At 41.9% G+C, this 15,315-nt stretch carries 12 protein-coding genes; 6 read left to right on the top strand and 6 right to left on the bottom strand.

What is annotated here, in order from left to right; genetic code table 11:
* Positions 1-221: 221 nt before the first annotated feature.
* Entirely contained in the window at positions 222-998 is a 777-nt protein-coding gene (locus VUI23_RS19465) for a hypothetical protein (protein ID WP_216048679.1), read from the top strand.
* Positions 999-1,368: 370 nt separating this feature from the next.
* Positions 1,369-2,304: a 3-hydroxyacyl-CoA dehydrogenase NAD-binding domain-containing protein gene (locus VUI23_RS19460; RefSeq protein ID WP_342805550.1), complete on the top strand. Its 936-nt coding sequence runs from the start codon at positions 1,369-1,371 to the stop codon at positions 2,302-2,304.
* An 86-nt stretch (positions 2,305-2,390) separates the two neighbouring features.
* Here VUI23_RS19460 and VUI23_RS19455 read toward each other — a convergent pair whose 3' ends face one another.
* From VUI23_RS19455 to leuC, 3 genes are all read right to left on the bottom strand, one after another.
* Positions 2,391-3,050 (bottom strand): dienelactone hydrolase family protein, encoded by a 660-nt coding sequence (locus VUI23_RS19455; protein ID WP_303500723.1) that lies wholly within the window; start codon positions 3,048-3,050, stop codon positions 2,391-2,393.
* A 111-nt stretch (positions 3,051-3,161) separates the two neighbouring features.
* The gene (gene leuD, locus VUI23_RS19450; RefSeq protein WP_303500724.1) at positions 3,162-3,770 is read right to left on the bottom strand and encodes a 3-isopropylmalate dehydratase small subunit; all 609 of its coding nucleotides are present in this window, start codon (positions 3,768-3,770) and stop codon (positions 3,162-3,164) included.
* A 20-nt stretch (positions 3,771-3,790) separates the two neighbouring features.
* Positions 3,791-5,206, bottom strand: coding sequence for a 3-isopropylmalate dehydratase large subunit (gene leuC, locus VUI23_RS19445; protein ID WP_342805549.1), 1,416 nt, complete (start codon positions 5,204-5,206; stop codon positions 3,791-3,793).
* 571 nt (positions 5,207-5,777) lie between these two features.
* Between leuC and glpK the strand changes: the two genes are divergently transcribed.
* Complete coding sequence (glpK, locus tag VUI23_RS19440) at positions 5,778-7,262, top strand: glycerol kinase GlpK (protein ID WP_342805547.1); 1,485 nt, start codon at positions 5,778-5,780, stop codon at positions 7,260-7,262.
* A 133-nt stretch (positions 7,263-7,395) separates the two neighbouring features.
* Here glpK and VUI23_RS19435 read toward each other — a convergent pair whose 3' ends face one another.
* Complete coding sequence (locus VUI23_RS19435; RefSeq protein ID WP_342805545.1) at positions 7,396-8,175, bottom strand: hypothetical protein; 780 nt, start codon at positions 8,173-8,175, stop codon at positions 7,396-7,398.
* A gap of 272 nt (positions 8,176-8,447) precedes the next feature.
* Between VUI23_RS19435 and VUI23_RS19430 the strand changes: the two genes are divergently transcribed.
* The 3 genes from VUI23_RS19430 (at position 8,448) to VUI23_RS19420 (ending at position 12,163) form a co-directional block, all read left to right on the top strand.
* Positions 8,448-9,191, top strand: a complete 744-nt coding sequence (locus VUI23_RS19430; protein ID WP_216048685.1) for a flagellar basal body L-ring protein FlgH — start codon at positions 8,448-8,450, stop codon at positions 9,189-9,191.
* Between the two features lie 19 nt (positions 9,192-9,210).
* Complete coding sequence (locus VUI23_RS19425) at positions 9,211-10,380, top strand: flagella assembly protein FlgT middle domain-containing protein (RefSeq protein WP_216048686.1); 1,170 nt, start codon at positions 9,211-9,213, stop codon at positions 10,378-10,380.
* Between the two features lie 424 nt (positions 10,381-10,804).
* Positions 10,805-12,163, top strand: coding sequence for a nucleobase:cation symporter-2 family protein (locus tag VUI23_RS19420; protein WP_216048687.1), 1,359 nt, complete (start codon positions 10,805-10,807; stop codon positions 12,161-12,163).
* Between the two features lie 30 nt (positions 12,164-12,193).
* Here VUI23_RS19420 and ggt read toward each other — a convergent pair whose 3' ends face one another.
* Entirely contained in the window at positions 12,194-13,867 is a 1,674-nt protein-coding gene (gene ggt, locus VUI23_RS19415; protein ID WP_216048688.1) for a gamma-glutamyltransferase, read from the bottom strand.
* 6 nt (positions 13,868-13,873) lie between these two features.
* The gene (locus VUI23_RS19410; protein ID WP_216048689.1) at positions 13,874-15,250 is read right to left on the bottom strand and encodes a Na+/H+ antiporter NhaC family protein; all 1,377 of its coding nucleotides are present in this window, start codon (positions 15,248-15,250) and stop codon (positions 13,874-13,876) included.
* Between the last annotated feature and the right edge of the window lie 65 nt (positions 15,251-15,315).

Below are 15,315 nucleotides of genomic sequence, written 5' to 3'. Positions count from 1 at the left end.
CAGAACTAAGCCGTTGTCTATAATATTCAAAATAAGCAAAATCAATAGAGCTAGATGGAAGCCTGTGGCGTTGATAAAATTAGCAAGTAATCTGTTGGGAGGAATCGCTATCGTTTCGTTGGCTTTCAGTCGTTTTCACAGTTGATCCATATTTGAATGGTGATATTGTGGTTGTTTAGAGGGCGAATAACCCGTAACCAAATATACATGAGAAGAAACTAATGAAAAAAGGACTAATCGTTTTTGCAATTATTATCCTGCTTATAGCAGGCGGCGCTTGGTATTTGTTAAGTGGTGCGGGGGACTTTATACGTGTTCAGATTGAACAGCAAGGCTCCAAATATCTTGGCACACCGGTATCGGTTTTCAAAGTCGATTTAGCCTTGGGCGAAGGTCGTTTGACGATTAGCGATATAGATGTTGAAAATCCAGACGGTTTTAGTGATGAGGATGCGTTTAGTGTTGAGAACATTACTTTAGATTTAGGCGAAGTGCTAAGTGAACCTTATGTCGTTCAAACTGTAAGCATAAACGCACCAGAAGTACTGTACGAAGTAGATGAAAAAGGCCAAGGAAATTTACTGGTCATTAAAAATAATTTGACTGCCAACCTACCTAAATCAGAAGGTCAAGCGTCTACTGAACCAGGTGCCAATCCGTTAATAATTGTGGAAAATGTGACGGTTAGCAATGTGCGTTTAAAACTCGACTTTGAAAAACTCTCCACGGGAGATTTTAAAATTGAGCAAAAAACTTATGAGATTACTTTACCTACCTTTAACGCGGGTCCTATTGGTCAACCCAATGGCATACCTGCCGACCAAGCTGGTGTTGCGATAGTAAATGCAATGCTTGATAACATCATTGCTAAAGCGAAATCTGAAGCAAAGAATAAGTTAGCAGAAGAAGCCAAAAAACTAGCGCAAGAAAAACTTGATGAAGAGAAAGACAAACTTACCGAGAAAGCCAAAGATAAACTTAAAGGTTTGTTTAATTAAGCTTGGTAAAACACTCTTTAAATAGTCTAAAAGGGTCAGATTGAATTTAAATCTGACCCTTTTTTTATCGCTATAAATCGATATTTGATTATGTGACAACCCCTCACTTTTAGCCATTTACTGATGCAGCTAAATACCAATTTTCAGTCTCAAATAACTAGAGGAAGTGAATGCTAACTTCGGTATAAGTATCAGAAAAAAAAGAAGATTATATAAAACCTAGATGTAAATAGTTGGTGAATGCCTTATAGTGACGCTCGCATTTTCAACGATTCTTAAAATCAGGCATCCAACAAAAATGCATTCGTTGTTAGATTATTAGTGTCAATTTTTGTCACTTACCACAGGCACTCTTTTTATAAGGATCGTTATGAAATTCGCATGTATTGGACTAGGTAATGTTGGTCGTTCATGGGCTGTTACTTTTGCACGGGCAGGTTATCAAGTTCGTTTATGGGATAAAGATCCAGAATCTTTAGCAAAAGCCTATTCGCTTATACGCAAAGCACTAGAAGACTTAACCACAGTGGATCCAGATTTTGATGTGCAAAAGGCTTTTGCTAATGTGCACCTTGCTGAAACTATGGCGTTGGCGGTTGAAGATGCCGATTATGTACAAGAAAGTACGGCTGAAAACGTTAACGTGAAGGTGCAAGTGTTTAATGCGTTGGGGGATTTGGCTCCGGAAAAATGCCTATTAGCTAGCTCCACATCAGCGATTCCGGCCTCTGAATTTTTAGCATCGGTAAGTTATCCGCAACGCTGCCTTATTGTTCATCCTGTTAACCCTCCACATATTATTCCCTTGGTGGAGTTATGCGCATCGCCTTGGACCAGTCCTGAAGTTGTCCAGCAAGCTAAGTCTATGATGGAGCAATTGGGCCAATCGCCGATTGTATTAAACAAAGAAATCGATGGTTTTGTGCTTAATCGACTGCAGTGGGCCTTACTTGGTGAAGCTATGCATTTGGTTGGTGAAGGATACTGTTCAGTTGAAGATATCGATAAAGTGTTAACTAAAGGTCTGGCTTTACGCTGGGCACTTATGGGACCTTTTGAAGTGGGGCATCTTAACGCGACTAAGGGTTTAGAAGGTTACTTTGATGTACTCCAAGACGCGCTAAAACGTGTGCAAGGTAGTCTTAAAACAGATTATCCACCGAATAGTGACTTAGTCTCACAGGCCCATGATGTTATGGCTAAACGAATACCGGTAAACGAAATCGAAAACTATCAATCAGCAAGAGACCAACGTTTATTGAAACTGCGCCAGCATATTGATGGGACGAGTTGCAAAAATACCTAAATGAACCTAACAGCAAGCATTGAATACATGCTCTTCACGACTGTATTCAATGCGACTTATTGAGCTTAATCACTACTTGGGTTTAACTACGCGAGGTTCTTAGACAAAAAGTCGACCGTTCTGGTAAATGCTAACTCCGCACTTTTTTGATGATAACTAGCGCGATCAACACAGGAAAATCCATGATTGGCTTCGGCATAAACATAAATAGGTTGTTGTGGATTAGCTGCACGAATCAATTCAATATCTTGTTGGCAAACATAAGGGTCAACTTCCCCAAAATGAAACAGCATAGGACAGCTAGGTTGCTTGCTTAAATGATCTGTAATTGCCGTTCCGTAATAACTCACCGCGCAGGTTGGTGATAATTCGTTAGCACTTACGTACGCCAAAGTACCTCCCATGCAATATCCTAGCACCGCAATTTTACCATCTACTTTAACGGCTTCCATCGCAGACTTAATATCAATTAGCATATCTTGTTGTTTGGATTTGCCCATCAGCTCGACACCTTTTTCGACATTAGCATAATCGAGAACAATGCCTGGCTCTAGTCTGTCAAACAATGAAGGCACTATGGTTTTATAGCCCAATTCAGCAAATTCCCGTGCTACCGATTTTAGATGTTCTGTGATGCCGAAAATTTCCTGAATGATTACCAAACCCGCTTTCGGATTTTCAGGCTCGGCAAGATAGGCGGTAAATTTATGGCCATCTTCAGCGGTTAAATTTATATTTTTGTTCACAGCGTTCACCTTTTATAACGTCAGATACTTTTAGCTCAATTTATCCAATGTGCATACTATTAAGCCGCATTGAAAAGCGGCGCAATTATGGATTTCAGTTAAGCAAAATCCTTAGTTCCATAACCAAGGTTGCGTTTGGCTTTGTTTATTCTCGAATGCGCTTATATCGTCTATGTCCATTGTCAGTTGTCTGGATATTTCATCTAAACCTGAGATCAACATTTGCTTATGTGCAGCGCCGATTTCAAAGGTTATGTTACTCTTCCCCTCAACTTCGATGCTCTGGGTCGCAAGGTCGATAGTGATAGGTTTTGCTTGGGCTGCGTTATCTAACAATATTTTAATCTGTGATTCTGATAACACTATGGGTAATAACATATTGTTAAAACAATTCGAATAAAAAATCTCACCGAAACTTTGTGCGATAACGCACTTTATTCCATAGTCTGTAAGCGCCCAAACAGCGGTTTCTCTGCTTGAGCCACAACCAAAATTATTGCCGGCAATGAGAATCTTTGTTTTAGAAAATTGTTGCTGATTTAATACGAAGTCGGCTTTTGGTTGGCCCTGACTATCAAATCTTCGATCATAAAATAAACATTCATGCATCCCTTGTTTGCTCAGACGAGTTAAGAAGCGTCCAGGGTAAATAACGTCGGTGTCTATGTTGTCTTCAGGCAACGCCGCAGCGATTCCCGATATTTGTTTAAAGCCTGTCATATTTGAGTTCTACTATGCTATTAAATAAGTTCACGGACGTCTGTTATTTCACCCGTAATTGCCGCGGCGGCTGCCATGGCTGGGCTCATTAAATGGGTACGTCCGCCGACGCCTTGGCGTCCTTCAAAATTTCTATTTGAGGTTGAAGCGCATCGCTCGCCCGGCTTTAGTCGGTCATTGTTCATCGCCACGCACATGGAACAGCCTGCAGCTCTCCATTCAAAACCTGCGCCCATGAAAATTTGGTCGAGGCCTTCAGCTTCCGCGTGAGCTTTTACTTCACCTGAGCCTGGGACTACAATTGCCAACACATTTTCGGCAACGCTTTTTCCGATGATAACCTTGGCCGCTGCGCGCAAGTCTTCAATCCGACTATTAGTACAAGAACCAATAAAGACTTTGTTTATCTTCAATCCTTTAATTTCAGCATTGGCTTTGATATCCATATAATCTAGGGCTTTTCTCCAACTTGCCTCAGTGGAGTCGTCTTTAGCATCAGCAAGTTGTGGAATTTTATGGCTAATTGAGATGGTGTGTTCAGGGCTGGTCCCCCAACTGACATAAGGTTCAAGGTTATCAATGTCGATCTCAATTTCAGCGTCGAATATTGCATCGCTATCACTGGGTAAGGTGCGCCAATAGTTAACTGCTTGATCCCACAAGTCGCCTTTGGGGGCCATAGGACGATTTTGCAAATAGTTAAAAGTCACTTCATCAGGTGCGACCATACCAACACGTGCGCCGGCTTCGATTGTCATATTGCAAAGCGTCATGCGCGCTTCCATGCTCATTTTTCGGATCACATCACCAGCGTATTCAATGGCATAACCTGTTCCACCGGAAACTCCTAACTTAGCGATAGTCGCAAGCGCCATATCCTTAGCGGTAACATGCAATGGTAATTCACCGCTGAAGGTAATACGCATGGTCTTTGCTTTCACTTGGTTTAGGCATTGAGTAGCGAACACTTTTTCACATTCACTTGCGCCTATTCCAAATGCTAGGCTACCAAATGCACCATGAGTTGCGGTATGAGAGTCACCGCATACCAAAGTAGTGCCAGGCAATGTAAAGCCTTGCTCAGGACCCACGATATGCAAAATCCCCTGACGCTTATCGTTTACTGAAATGTAGGGCATTCCTGTATCTTCGACGTTATTTTCCAACGCAATTAACATCGCTTTTGCTTGTGGATCTGCTATGTGCTGTCTGTTGTTGCTGCTAGGTATTGTGGTTGGTAAAACGTGATCTACCATCGCCAATGCTTTTGCTGGTTGGCGTAATTTAGCACCTCGTTGCTTTAATGATGCAAAAGAAACTGGCGTGCTAACTTCTTGAACAAGATGGCGATCGATGTAAATTAGGCAAGTATCATCCTCATTTTGCTTAACGACGTGGCTATCCCAAATTTTGTCATACAGTGTTTTACTACTCACTTTTAATCACCTGTTAAAGAATGTACTGAGGTTAAGGAACTATGCAAACTGGCGACATTCGACTAGAGACCCTGTTTAATTTGCAGAGCGGGTCGTTGAGCTATGTCTATGGTTAATCGCTGACTTTTTAATTGCTTCTTTTATCGATTTATCTGGATTGAGTACACCACCGTAACTTGGCAAGATTGCGCTAAATTGGTGTTCATTAGTACGGCTGAAAATAGGCAAATGGAGCTGTAGATGATCGCCCTAGTTATCGGAAACCGTTGTTATGTAAACAATTTTGTGGATGGAGTCTACCTGAAACTTAGCGCTTTAAGTAGCAATGCGTACCATCTGGCTATGTCCATTTCGTATAATATATTTAATTCACGTTAAGCTGAGTAGAGTAGCAGTTACTTTCATTGGCGTGCAGGCATGTATGCCAAATCAACCAATTTGAATTTTGAAATGGCATACAATGAAGTTGCTAAAGCACTTTATAACGCTAAAATTAATGGACTGCACAAATTAGAGGTTTGTCATTCATCGGGTACTTTTTCGATGTCCATTTTTGCCAAGGAGAATCGCGGTGCAAAACTATATTCTGGCTATCGATCAGGGAACTACCAGTTCAAGGACGATTTTATTTTCATTGGATGGCAAACCTTGCTTTATTGCCCAACAGGAGTTTAGTCAATCCTATCCTGATGATGGATGGGTAGAGCATGATCCTGAAGAAATTTGGCAAAGCGTCCTGAAAACCTGTAAAGACGTTATTGTTGAAGCACAGATTGACGTTTCTCAAGTCGTTTCTATTGGTATAACCAATCAACGAGAAACGACAATAGTGTGGGATAAAAAAACCGGAAAAACCCTGTATCCTGCAATAGTGTGGCAAGACCGGCGAACTTCCTCAATCTGCAAGCAGTTCAGTGAAGATTCCCAGCTAGTAGAGCATATCACCGACACTACGGGATTATTATTAGACCCTTACTTCTGCGCAACTAAAATTAAATGGATATTGGACAATGTAGAAGGAGCGCGCGAAAAAGCTGAATCTGGTTTACTTGCTTTTGGCACCGTTGATACATTCTTAATTTGGCGGTTGACCAAAGGACGCTGCCACTACACAGACGCAACCAATGCCTCTCGCACTATGTTGTTCGATATTCATAAGCAACAATGGGATCCACAACTTTTAAAAACATTCGATATCCCGCAATCAATCTTGCCAACAGTATTAGACAGCGCTGACGAGTTTGGTAAAACGAATCCTACATTGCTGGGCAAAGCTATCCCTATTCAAGGAGTTGCAGGGGATCAACAGGCAGCGCTGTTTGGACAAACTTGTTTTAAAAAGGGCATGGCAAAAACAACCTATGGCACTGGTTGTTTCATGGTGTTGAATACCGGTTTAACACCGCTTAAATCTCATAATCGACTATTAACAACGGTCGCTTATCGGTTAAACGGTGAAACAACTTACGCTTTAGAAGGCAGTATCTTCATGGCTGGCGCTACGATTCAGTGGTTGCGCGATGGCTTGCAACTAATCAAAGAGGCGTCTGAAACTGAATCGCTGGCGAAGATGGCCAGTCCGAACAATAGTGTATTTTTGGTGCCGGCGTTTACTGGCTTGGGTGCGCCTTATTGGGACCCTGATGCGCGCGGAGCTATTTTAGGTTTAACCCGTGATACAGGTATTAATGAAATAGTCGCAGCAGGTTTACAGTCAGTGTGTTATCAATCAAAAGATCTGCAAAAAGCCATGGAAAGTGATGGTGCCCGTGCAACCAACCTTCGAGTTGACGGCGGAATGGTTAAGAATGATTGGTTGATGGGTTTTTTAGCTGACATCTTAGGAGCAGAGGTGGATAGACCTGAAATTACTGAAACCACTGCTTTAGGAGCAGCCTATTTGGCCGGATTACAAGCGGGTATCTACAAATCTTTAGATGAACTGAGTGCACAGTGGCGATGCGAACACACATTTACGCCAAGGTTCTCTAAACAAGAAAGGGACCATGCTTATTCTTTATGGCAACAAGCGGTGAATCGAATTCGCTGTGATTGAATGCTAAACCCTTGCACACAGATCCATCTTAATGCTGTTAGACAGGCAATAAATTGCCCATGCTCATCGCTTTTTATCCTTAAGTGGGCGTGATTTTGCCACTTAATTTCATGTGTTTTTGGCCTATTACCTACTAATAGTTTCTAGAAACAAAGCTATACGCTTTATTCGCTTGTTCAATTGTATTGGTCACCTGAGAAACCGTTGATTCTATCGTTTCCTTGTCGGCATCTTCAAACATGTAGTCTGTTACATTGTTATAGATGGATTTGCCGGAGAATGATTCAATCGCCATATCGGCAGCGGCAAACGCCACCCCTATGGGCCCCCCATAAACAAATCCACCCAATAATTCAGATACCGGATCCACACTGGTATGGTATGTATTTTGGTAAATATCAGAGACAATAGGAATGTGATTTAGAATGTTAATAGTATCAAAAAAATCATCCATGCCTAAGCCATCTTCACCTATTACATAATTTGAAATATCTTGAATTGAACCCAACAAGGTAGTGTCAGAATTTAACGCGCTTAAGTCAGTGGTGCTTACTTCCGGCTCGGCAGAAATAGCGGCAGTCGCACTACTGAAAAGGTTGGCACTGAGACTACTCAATAAAGAGGTTTGTAGGTTCGCAATTGAATCTAGTGACGTCAGTTGAGATAAAGAGTCTTCAGTAAATTGATCTAACCCAATAGCTGAAAAAAGACTTTTCTGAATGCTGTCAATTGCTGAATCCATGTTGGCGTTTTCTTCAGTGGAGTTATCACTGTCGTTTTGCTGCATCAGTGACATTAAACCACCAAACACCTGATTGATTCCTTCTGAGCTTGCTGAGGATTCACTTGCAGAAGGTGTTTCAACGGCGGTGCCTAAACCTAAGTTATTTTGCAATGTATCTATGACATTCATGGGTAATGACTACTCTTAATTTACGCATTTTGGATGGAGTTTTGTAGATGCTGATAGGCTAAAATCGTGCCAAAAATTTAGCCAAGTATCATATACTTAAACAACTTGGCTGAAATTCTATTTACATTAAAAGCGCTAGTGTAAAGTTTTAGTAAAGGTACTAAAGTGATTTATTTTTTCGGTAAAATAACCTCAGAATTTGGCATGTGAGAGGCAATTCTAATCATAAATATGTTGTTATCTTTAGATAGCAATTGAGGTTATATTTGAGTATGAAAAAGTATCACTTTATCTCTTTTTTCTGTTTTGTTGTTTGCTCATGTTCACAAACACCTAGCGTAGAAGAAGAAGTTGTCGAAAACCTGCCAACCAATCCAAAAGTTAGTCAAAGAGCCATTAGTCAAAAAGACAAAGAGATCATGCCCAATGATCCCAGTTACAGACCTATCCGCATGGAAGGGGTCGAATCTATAGCAGTCCCCACAGGATCACTTTTTCAACTAGACGATGACGCTAGCCTGTATCAGTTGCACCGCAAATACCAAGTGGGTGACATGATTTTAGTTCGACTAAGTGAGTCAACTACGTCAAAAAAATCCATCGATTTTCAAAGGGATAAAAGTAGTCGATTTGAGTTAGGACCTGTGAATGTTACTGCTGGACCTATCCAGATTGATGAAACAGACTTAAATATAGAACACAATGAAGAAAATGAGTTCGATACATCATCAGAAGCCAATCAATCTAATTCTTTGAAAGGTGATATTACCGTATATGTAAAAGAAGTCTTACCCAATAATAATCTTGTGGTTGCCGGCGAGAAGTGGATTACGCTGAACACTGGGCAAGAATACGTCAGATTTTCCGGTGAAATACGAACCGCCGATATTGATGCTTCAAATACTATTATTTCCTCTAAAGTGGGGAATTCACGCATTGAGTACAGTGGCAAAGGCGAATTGCACTCCAATCAAGAAGAGTCAGTAATCAATAAATTATTTGGCATTTTCAATTAACTGAAAAATGAATATAACTATGATGAAAATGTTGAATTGCACAACCTTGTTGGTGCTTTTGCTGCTCTGTCCTAGGGCCTTTGCTGTGTGGCAACAAGGTGAGGCGACGGTCAAATTAGACGGTGCTGACGTTAGCGACGTAAGAGTGACAGCTATCAAAAATGCAGTTGCAGACGCATCTTTTAAAAACGGCAGTTTTGTTTCTGCAGAAGATGTGGTGTTAGATGGACTACTAGTGAGCAGTAAATCGGTGATTACCACCCAAGGCCAAATTCAGCGAGTAGAAGTGCTTAGTGAATCTGTGAATGAAGATGTATTTAATGTTATCGTCAGAGTCGAATTCTCACCTATGTTCAATTGTCCCCATGATGGATACAACCGCTCGGTGTTGCTTACCCAGTTTCAAGTCTTAAAACCCCAGCAAGCTAGCCATGGTGGTATTTTTGATATCGGTAAGCAAATAAGTAAACGCATTGAGCAACAATTGCGTGCTGAACAAACCAGTCCTAAGGTACGACTGATTGACAAGGCGTTCACTGGGGTTAACTCCTATGACCAAATCCATCTTAACGAATTAACCAACAAAGCCATTTATATGTCCAAAGAATATGGACGGCAGTTTGTCATGTTTGGGTTTATTCGCGATATCAGTTTATTTGAACAAGTCAAAGAAGAATTGCTTTCAGACGATGTATCTTTAAGACGCAATTTCACGATTCAAGTATATGTACTGGATGTTTATCGGCATACGATTATATTCCAAGAGTCTTACCATAGTGAAGCGGATTGGGAGTACAGTGATGACTACAATGTAGATACCAATAACAGTTTGTTTTGGCGCAGTGACTATGGCCGTACAGTACTTAACACTGTCAATGGCGCGGTGTCGGATGTTGCTAATAAACTTCAGTGTGAGCAGAGCTTTGCGCAAATTGTAGGAACAAATAACCATAAATTGATCATCAATATGGGCTTAGACAATGGACTAAAGTTAGGCGATAAATTCCTACTCTATAAAAAACGCTTACCTGTTAGCGCAAATGGATTGAGTCATGCGGCTTTGACTGCGGTTAACCAAGGTGTATATAAAGTCGTGCAATTAGACAGTTTGACCGCTGAATTGAGTAATGATGATCCTGCCCAAGTGATAAACGGCGACTTACTCGATCTGGTCAGCCCAACTCGCTAAGATCAAAGCATAAAGTCACTTAGTGTTGGCGGAGTAATATTCAAAGACGCATATCTATTCTTACCACTGGGCTAGTTGCCCTTAACGAACACAGATACGCCAGTCATAGCTATACCTGAAACTACTCGTTTTGCATTATTAGGAATTGGTTTTGCGGCGAAATTCAACACTTCCCCCCGACTATCAAATTAGCAAGTGCATTTTTATTCCAGCTTATAGCGCATCATTTTAGTGCAATCATTTATGCTTGGGATAAGTCCAATTAGCCTAATCTGGCTGCTAGGCCTTTAAAATTAACAATTCTTAAAACTTGACCTTTTGGTCATTTTCTTGCATCGCAACCCCATTCGTTTTGGCTATGACAAATCAAACTCAATGACATCGAGTTCTAACTCTCATTTACGGGCAGACCTAAGGCAAATTAATGAAATCCAATTCTGAACTGCTCTATGGGCTTAACGATATTCCCTCTAAAAAGCAAAGTATCACCGCTGCAACCCAGCATATTCTGGCGTGTTTTGTGGGGATCATCACGCCAACCTTAATAATAGGTGGAACTCTAGGGTTGCAGGCTGAGTTGCCATATTTGTTGAGTATGGCGTTATTTGTATCAGGAGTGGCTACCTTTATCCAAGCTAAAACTATAGGCCCTATTGGTAGTGGCTTGATTGCTGTACAAGGTACAAGCTTTTCCTTTGTTAGTGCCATTTTAGTAGCCGGCTTTGCAATCAAAGCCAAAGGGGGAAGCAACGAGGAGGTATTATCGACTATTTTTGGGGTGTGTTTGCTCGGAGCCTTTATCGAAGTTGTTATTAGTCAATTTATTACCAAAGTGAGGCGTATTGTTACCCCTCTCACCACCGGTATTGTGATCACAACCATTGGCTTTAGTTTAATTAAAGTCGGCATGACAGACCTTGCAGGTGGTTTTGGTAGTGACACTTTTGGCGATACGCAAAATTTATATATTGGAATTTTTGTGCTGGTGACTATCATTGTACTCAATGTCTCGTCAAACCCATGGGTTAGGTTATCAGCCATCATGGTTGGTATGGGATTAGGAACATTGCTGGCCTACTGGTTAGGTATCGTTTCGGTGGAACATATTGGTGAACAACCTTTGTTTAGCATACCCGTGCCTTTCAAATACGGTTTAAATTTTGATTGGGAGGTGTTTTTACCCGTTGCGCTGATTTATCTGATGACGGCGCTGGAAAGCTCTGGTGACTTGACGGCTAACAGCTTGTTTTGTGGTTTGCCCATCAAAGGTGAACAATACTTAAAGCGCATTAAAGGCGGTATTCTGGCCGATGGGGTTAATTCTGCATTGGCATCGGTGTTCAATACCTTTCCAAATACCACTTTTGGGCAAAACAATGCGGTAATCCAACTAACCGGAGTGGCGAGTCGACACGTCGGGTTTTATATCGCCGGTATTTTGGTGTTGTTAGGTTTGTTTCCGGTAATTGGAGGTGTATTGCAATCAATTCCTAAACCTGTTTTGGGCGGCGCGACTTTAGTGATGTTTGCCACTATTGCGGTGGCCGGTATTAAAATTCTGGCAAGTGAACCTATCGACAGACGCAAAACACTGATTATGGCCACTTCATTTGGCGCTGGCTTTGGGGTGTTAATGGAGCCAAATGCGCTTCAAGGACTACCTGAAGCGCTGCGAAATATATTTTCTTCTGCGATTACCACAGCCGGCGTTATCGCCATTGTGATGAGTTTATTGATCCCAGATCCTGTTCACGAGGAGGAGAGAGTCTCCTCGCAATCTTAACCGCTCTGTACAAGTGCGGTTCAATACTCATCAGTTTGCAGATACCACTTTGGCTTTTCCTCTGCCACTTTTTTCTGAGGCAGCACTAAGTTCGCCGTCTTTTTGCAAAATCAAATGTACATCGCCAAAGCGACCTTCGCTTATGATGTAACCCATTTCTTGCAGCGAGTTTAACGTAGCATCACTGATACCTGGATGCACTCTGATGGTGTCCTTGGGCCATAATTGGTGATGAAAACGCGGGCTATTTGCAGCTTCTTCGGCGCTCATATTAAATAACAATGTGTTGAGTATTGATTGGGTAACTGAGGATATGATGGTGGTACCGCCAGGTGAGCCTGTTACCAGTTTCACCGTTTCGTCCTCAAGCACAATAGTCGGAGACATTGACGATAACATACGTTTGAAAGGGGCAATTGCATTGGCTTCACCGCCAATTGCGCCAAAGAAGTTTGGAACGCCTGGCTTAGCACTGAAATCATCCATTTCATCATTTAATAAAAAGCCTGCACCTTCCGCTACTACACCCGCCCCAAAACTCAAATTGATAGTGGTTGTATTGGCAACGGCATTACCCCAACCATCAACAATGGAAAAGTGTGTGGTGTCCTCACTCTCATGTAAGCCTGGTTTGATGTCGCTGGTGGCTGAGATAGCGGTTAAGTTAATGTCGTTTGCACGGGATTGAATATATTCAGGGAGCATTAACTCAGTTTGCGGAACATCGATAAAATCTGGATCACCTAAGTATTCGGCGCGATCGGCAAAAACTCGTTTACCTGCCTCTGAGACTAAGTGCAAATAGGCCGTAGAGTTTTGTTTAGGCAATGGATTGGTTTGAATAACAGCATCAATCATGCCTAACCACTGAGCAACGGCAATACCACCTGAACTCGGTGGTGGAGCGGTGATCAAAGTATAACCACGCCATGGAAAGCTTATCGGTGTGCGCCACTTAGCTTGATAAGAAGCTAAGTCTTCCAATGTAATTAAACCGCCATCTTTTTGCATAAAGGAAACAATGTGTTCGGCAGTTTCACCTTTATAAAATCCATCTACACCAAGATCGCGGATACGCTCAAGGGTTGCAGCTAACTCGGGCTGTTTGAACAACATACCTGACTTAGTGGCATCCGCGAAGTAGTCTTCAAAATTACTTTCAATGCCATTTTCTTTTTTACGAGCGATATAACGAGTCACTTTTTCAGCCAATTTCTCAGGCACAATAAAACCGTCTTTGGCCAGGCTAACAGCTGGCTGAACTAAACGAGTCCAAGGTAACTTGCCATACTTTTTATGCGCTTCCCACATGCCCGCTACTGTACCAGGAATTCCGGATGCTTTTGCACCAAATAATGACTGGACCGAGACCACATTGCCTTGTTCATCAAGGTACATATCTCGAGACGCTGCAGCAGGAGCCATTTCACGATAATCTAAAAAGTCAGTTTGACGATTAAAATAGATTGTCATAAATCCACCACCGCCAATATTTCCAGCTTCTGGAAAGGTAACTGCTAGGGCAAACTGGGCAGCAATAGCAGCATCTATCGCGTTACCGCCTTCGTCTAAAACGGCCAGCGCAACATCAGCACCAAATTTATCAGGCATTGCCACAGCATAGTCGCCCTTGGCTTTGTCGATACCTGTCTGAGTACAGGCACTGAGGAAAATAACAAAAGATAAAACAAATAATGTACGCATAAGTATCTATCCAATCATAAGTAAACTAGCAATAAAATAAGCAACCAGAGTTAATCCACCGGCAACCAGCGCGTAGGGTAATTGAGTGCGAACGTGCTCGAGTAAATCACACCCCGAAGCTAATGAAGACACCGCTGTACTGTCTGATATTGGTGAACAGTGATCACCAAATATTCCACCACCCAAAATCGCAGCGATGACCAACGAAGGAGGTAAACCAAGTTGTTGAATCAGTGGCACGCCTATGGGGATTAGAATAGCGAATGTGCCCCACGATGTCCCTGTAGTAAATGACATAATCGCCCCAGCAATAAACAACATTGGTACAACAAATACTAATGGTAAGTACTCACCAACCATGCCTGCTACAAATGTGCCCGTGCCTAATATTTTTAAGCTAGCGCCTAAGGTCAGAGAAAGCAGTACTATGGTTACCAAGGGTAAGAGTTCTCCCATGCCTTTAAAACCAATCTCCACCGCTTGATGATGATTAAATTGTTTGCCAGTCAACAATAAGAAATAAGCAACAACAGTAGCTAAGACCGTGGCATACAATACGGATTTACTGCCACTGCCGTCAGATAAAACGCCGTTGCCAGTCCAAAACATAAAACCTACCATGCTTAGTACCATGGTTAATATAGGGACTACCATGTAACGGGCTTTGGTGGCTGGCGCGGCAGAAAGTTTACTTTTAGTGGCATCGAGTTGCTGCTCAGCCTTTGCCATTGGACCGTGAACTTTATCCGCAAACACAGTGTAAGCAGCAATGACCAAGGTAATAATTGCATAGAAGTTGAATGCAACTGTGCCCCACAAAATACTGGCTGAAGATTCTTCTAATTCATAACCATCGAGTAAACCAAGTACAAAGGCGCCCCAACCATTCAGTAAAATTAAAATACAAACGGGCGCGCTGGTGCTGTCAATAAGGTAGGCAAGTCGCGCCCGGCTCATACCAAATTTATCAAACAAACCGCGAGCAAATATTCCAGCAGTAAGCACACTTAGATTCGATTCAATGAAGATCACTATGCCGGTTAACATCGTCAAGCCGCCTACTTGTCGGCGATTGTTGGCAATACCACGATGGGTTAACCAGTTTACGGTGGCTGTAACACCGCCTGAATCTCTGATATAGGCTAATAATGCACCCACTAGTATACTGAACAATAGAATGCGCGTATTTCCTGCGCTGGTGGCTACCGCTACCACTCGTTCAACCGAAGATATTGGTGCTAAAATCACACTTTCAGAAGCTGAAGTGAGTAATATAAGTGTCTCGGAACTTAGTACAGCCATCAATAATGCCATGATGACTTCTTTCTTCCAAAACACGATAAATATCGCAATCAATGGCGGTATGATGGAAACCCAGTCCATAAATTAGTCCCTACAGTCTTATTTTTATTAATTTGAGTACATGGAAGTATTCGTGATCTGAATGA

This window comes from Alteromonas sp. M12, assembly GCF_037478005.1.
Lineage (GTDB): Bacteria > Pseudomonadota > Gammaproteobacteria > Enterobacterales > Alteromonadaceae > Aliiglaciecola > Aliiglaciecola lipolytica_A.
The sequence above is the reverse complement of the archived record's forward strand: the minus strand, read 5'-3'. Positions and strand labels throughout refer to the sequence as shown.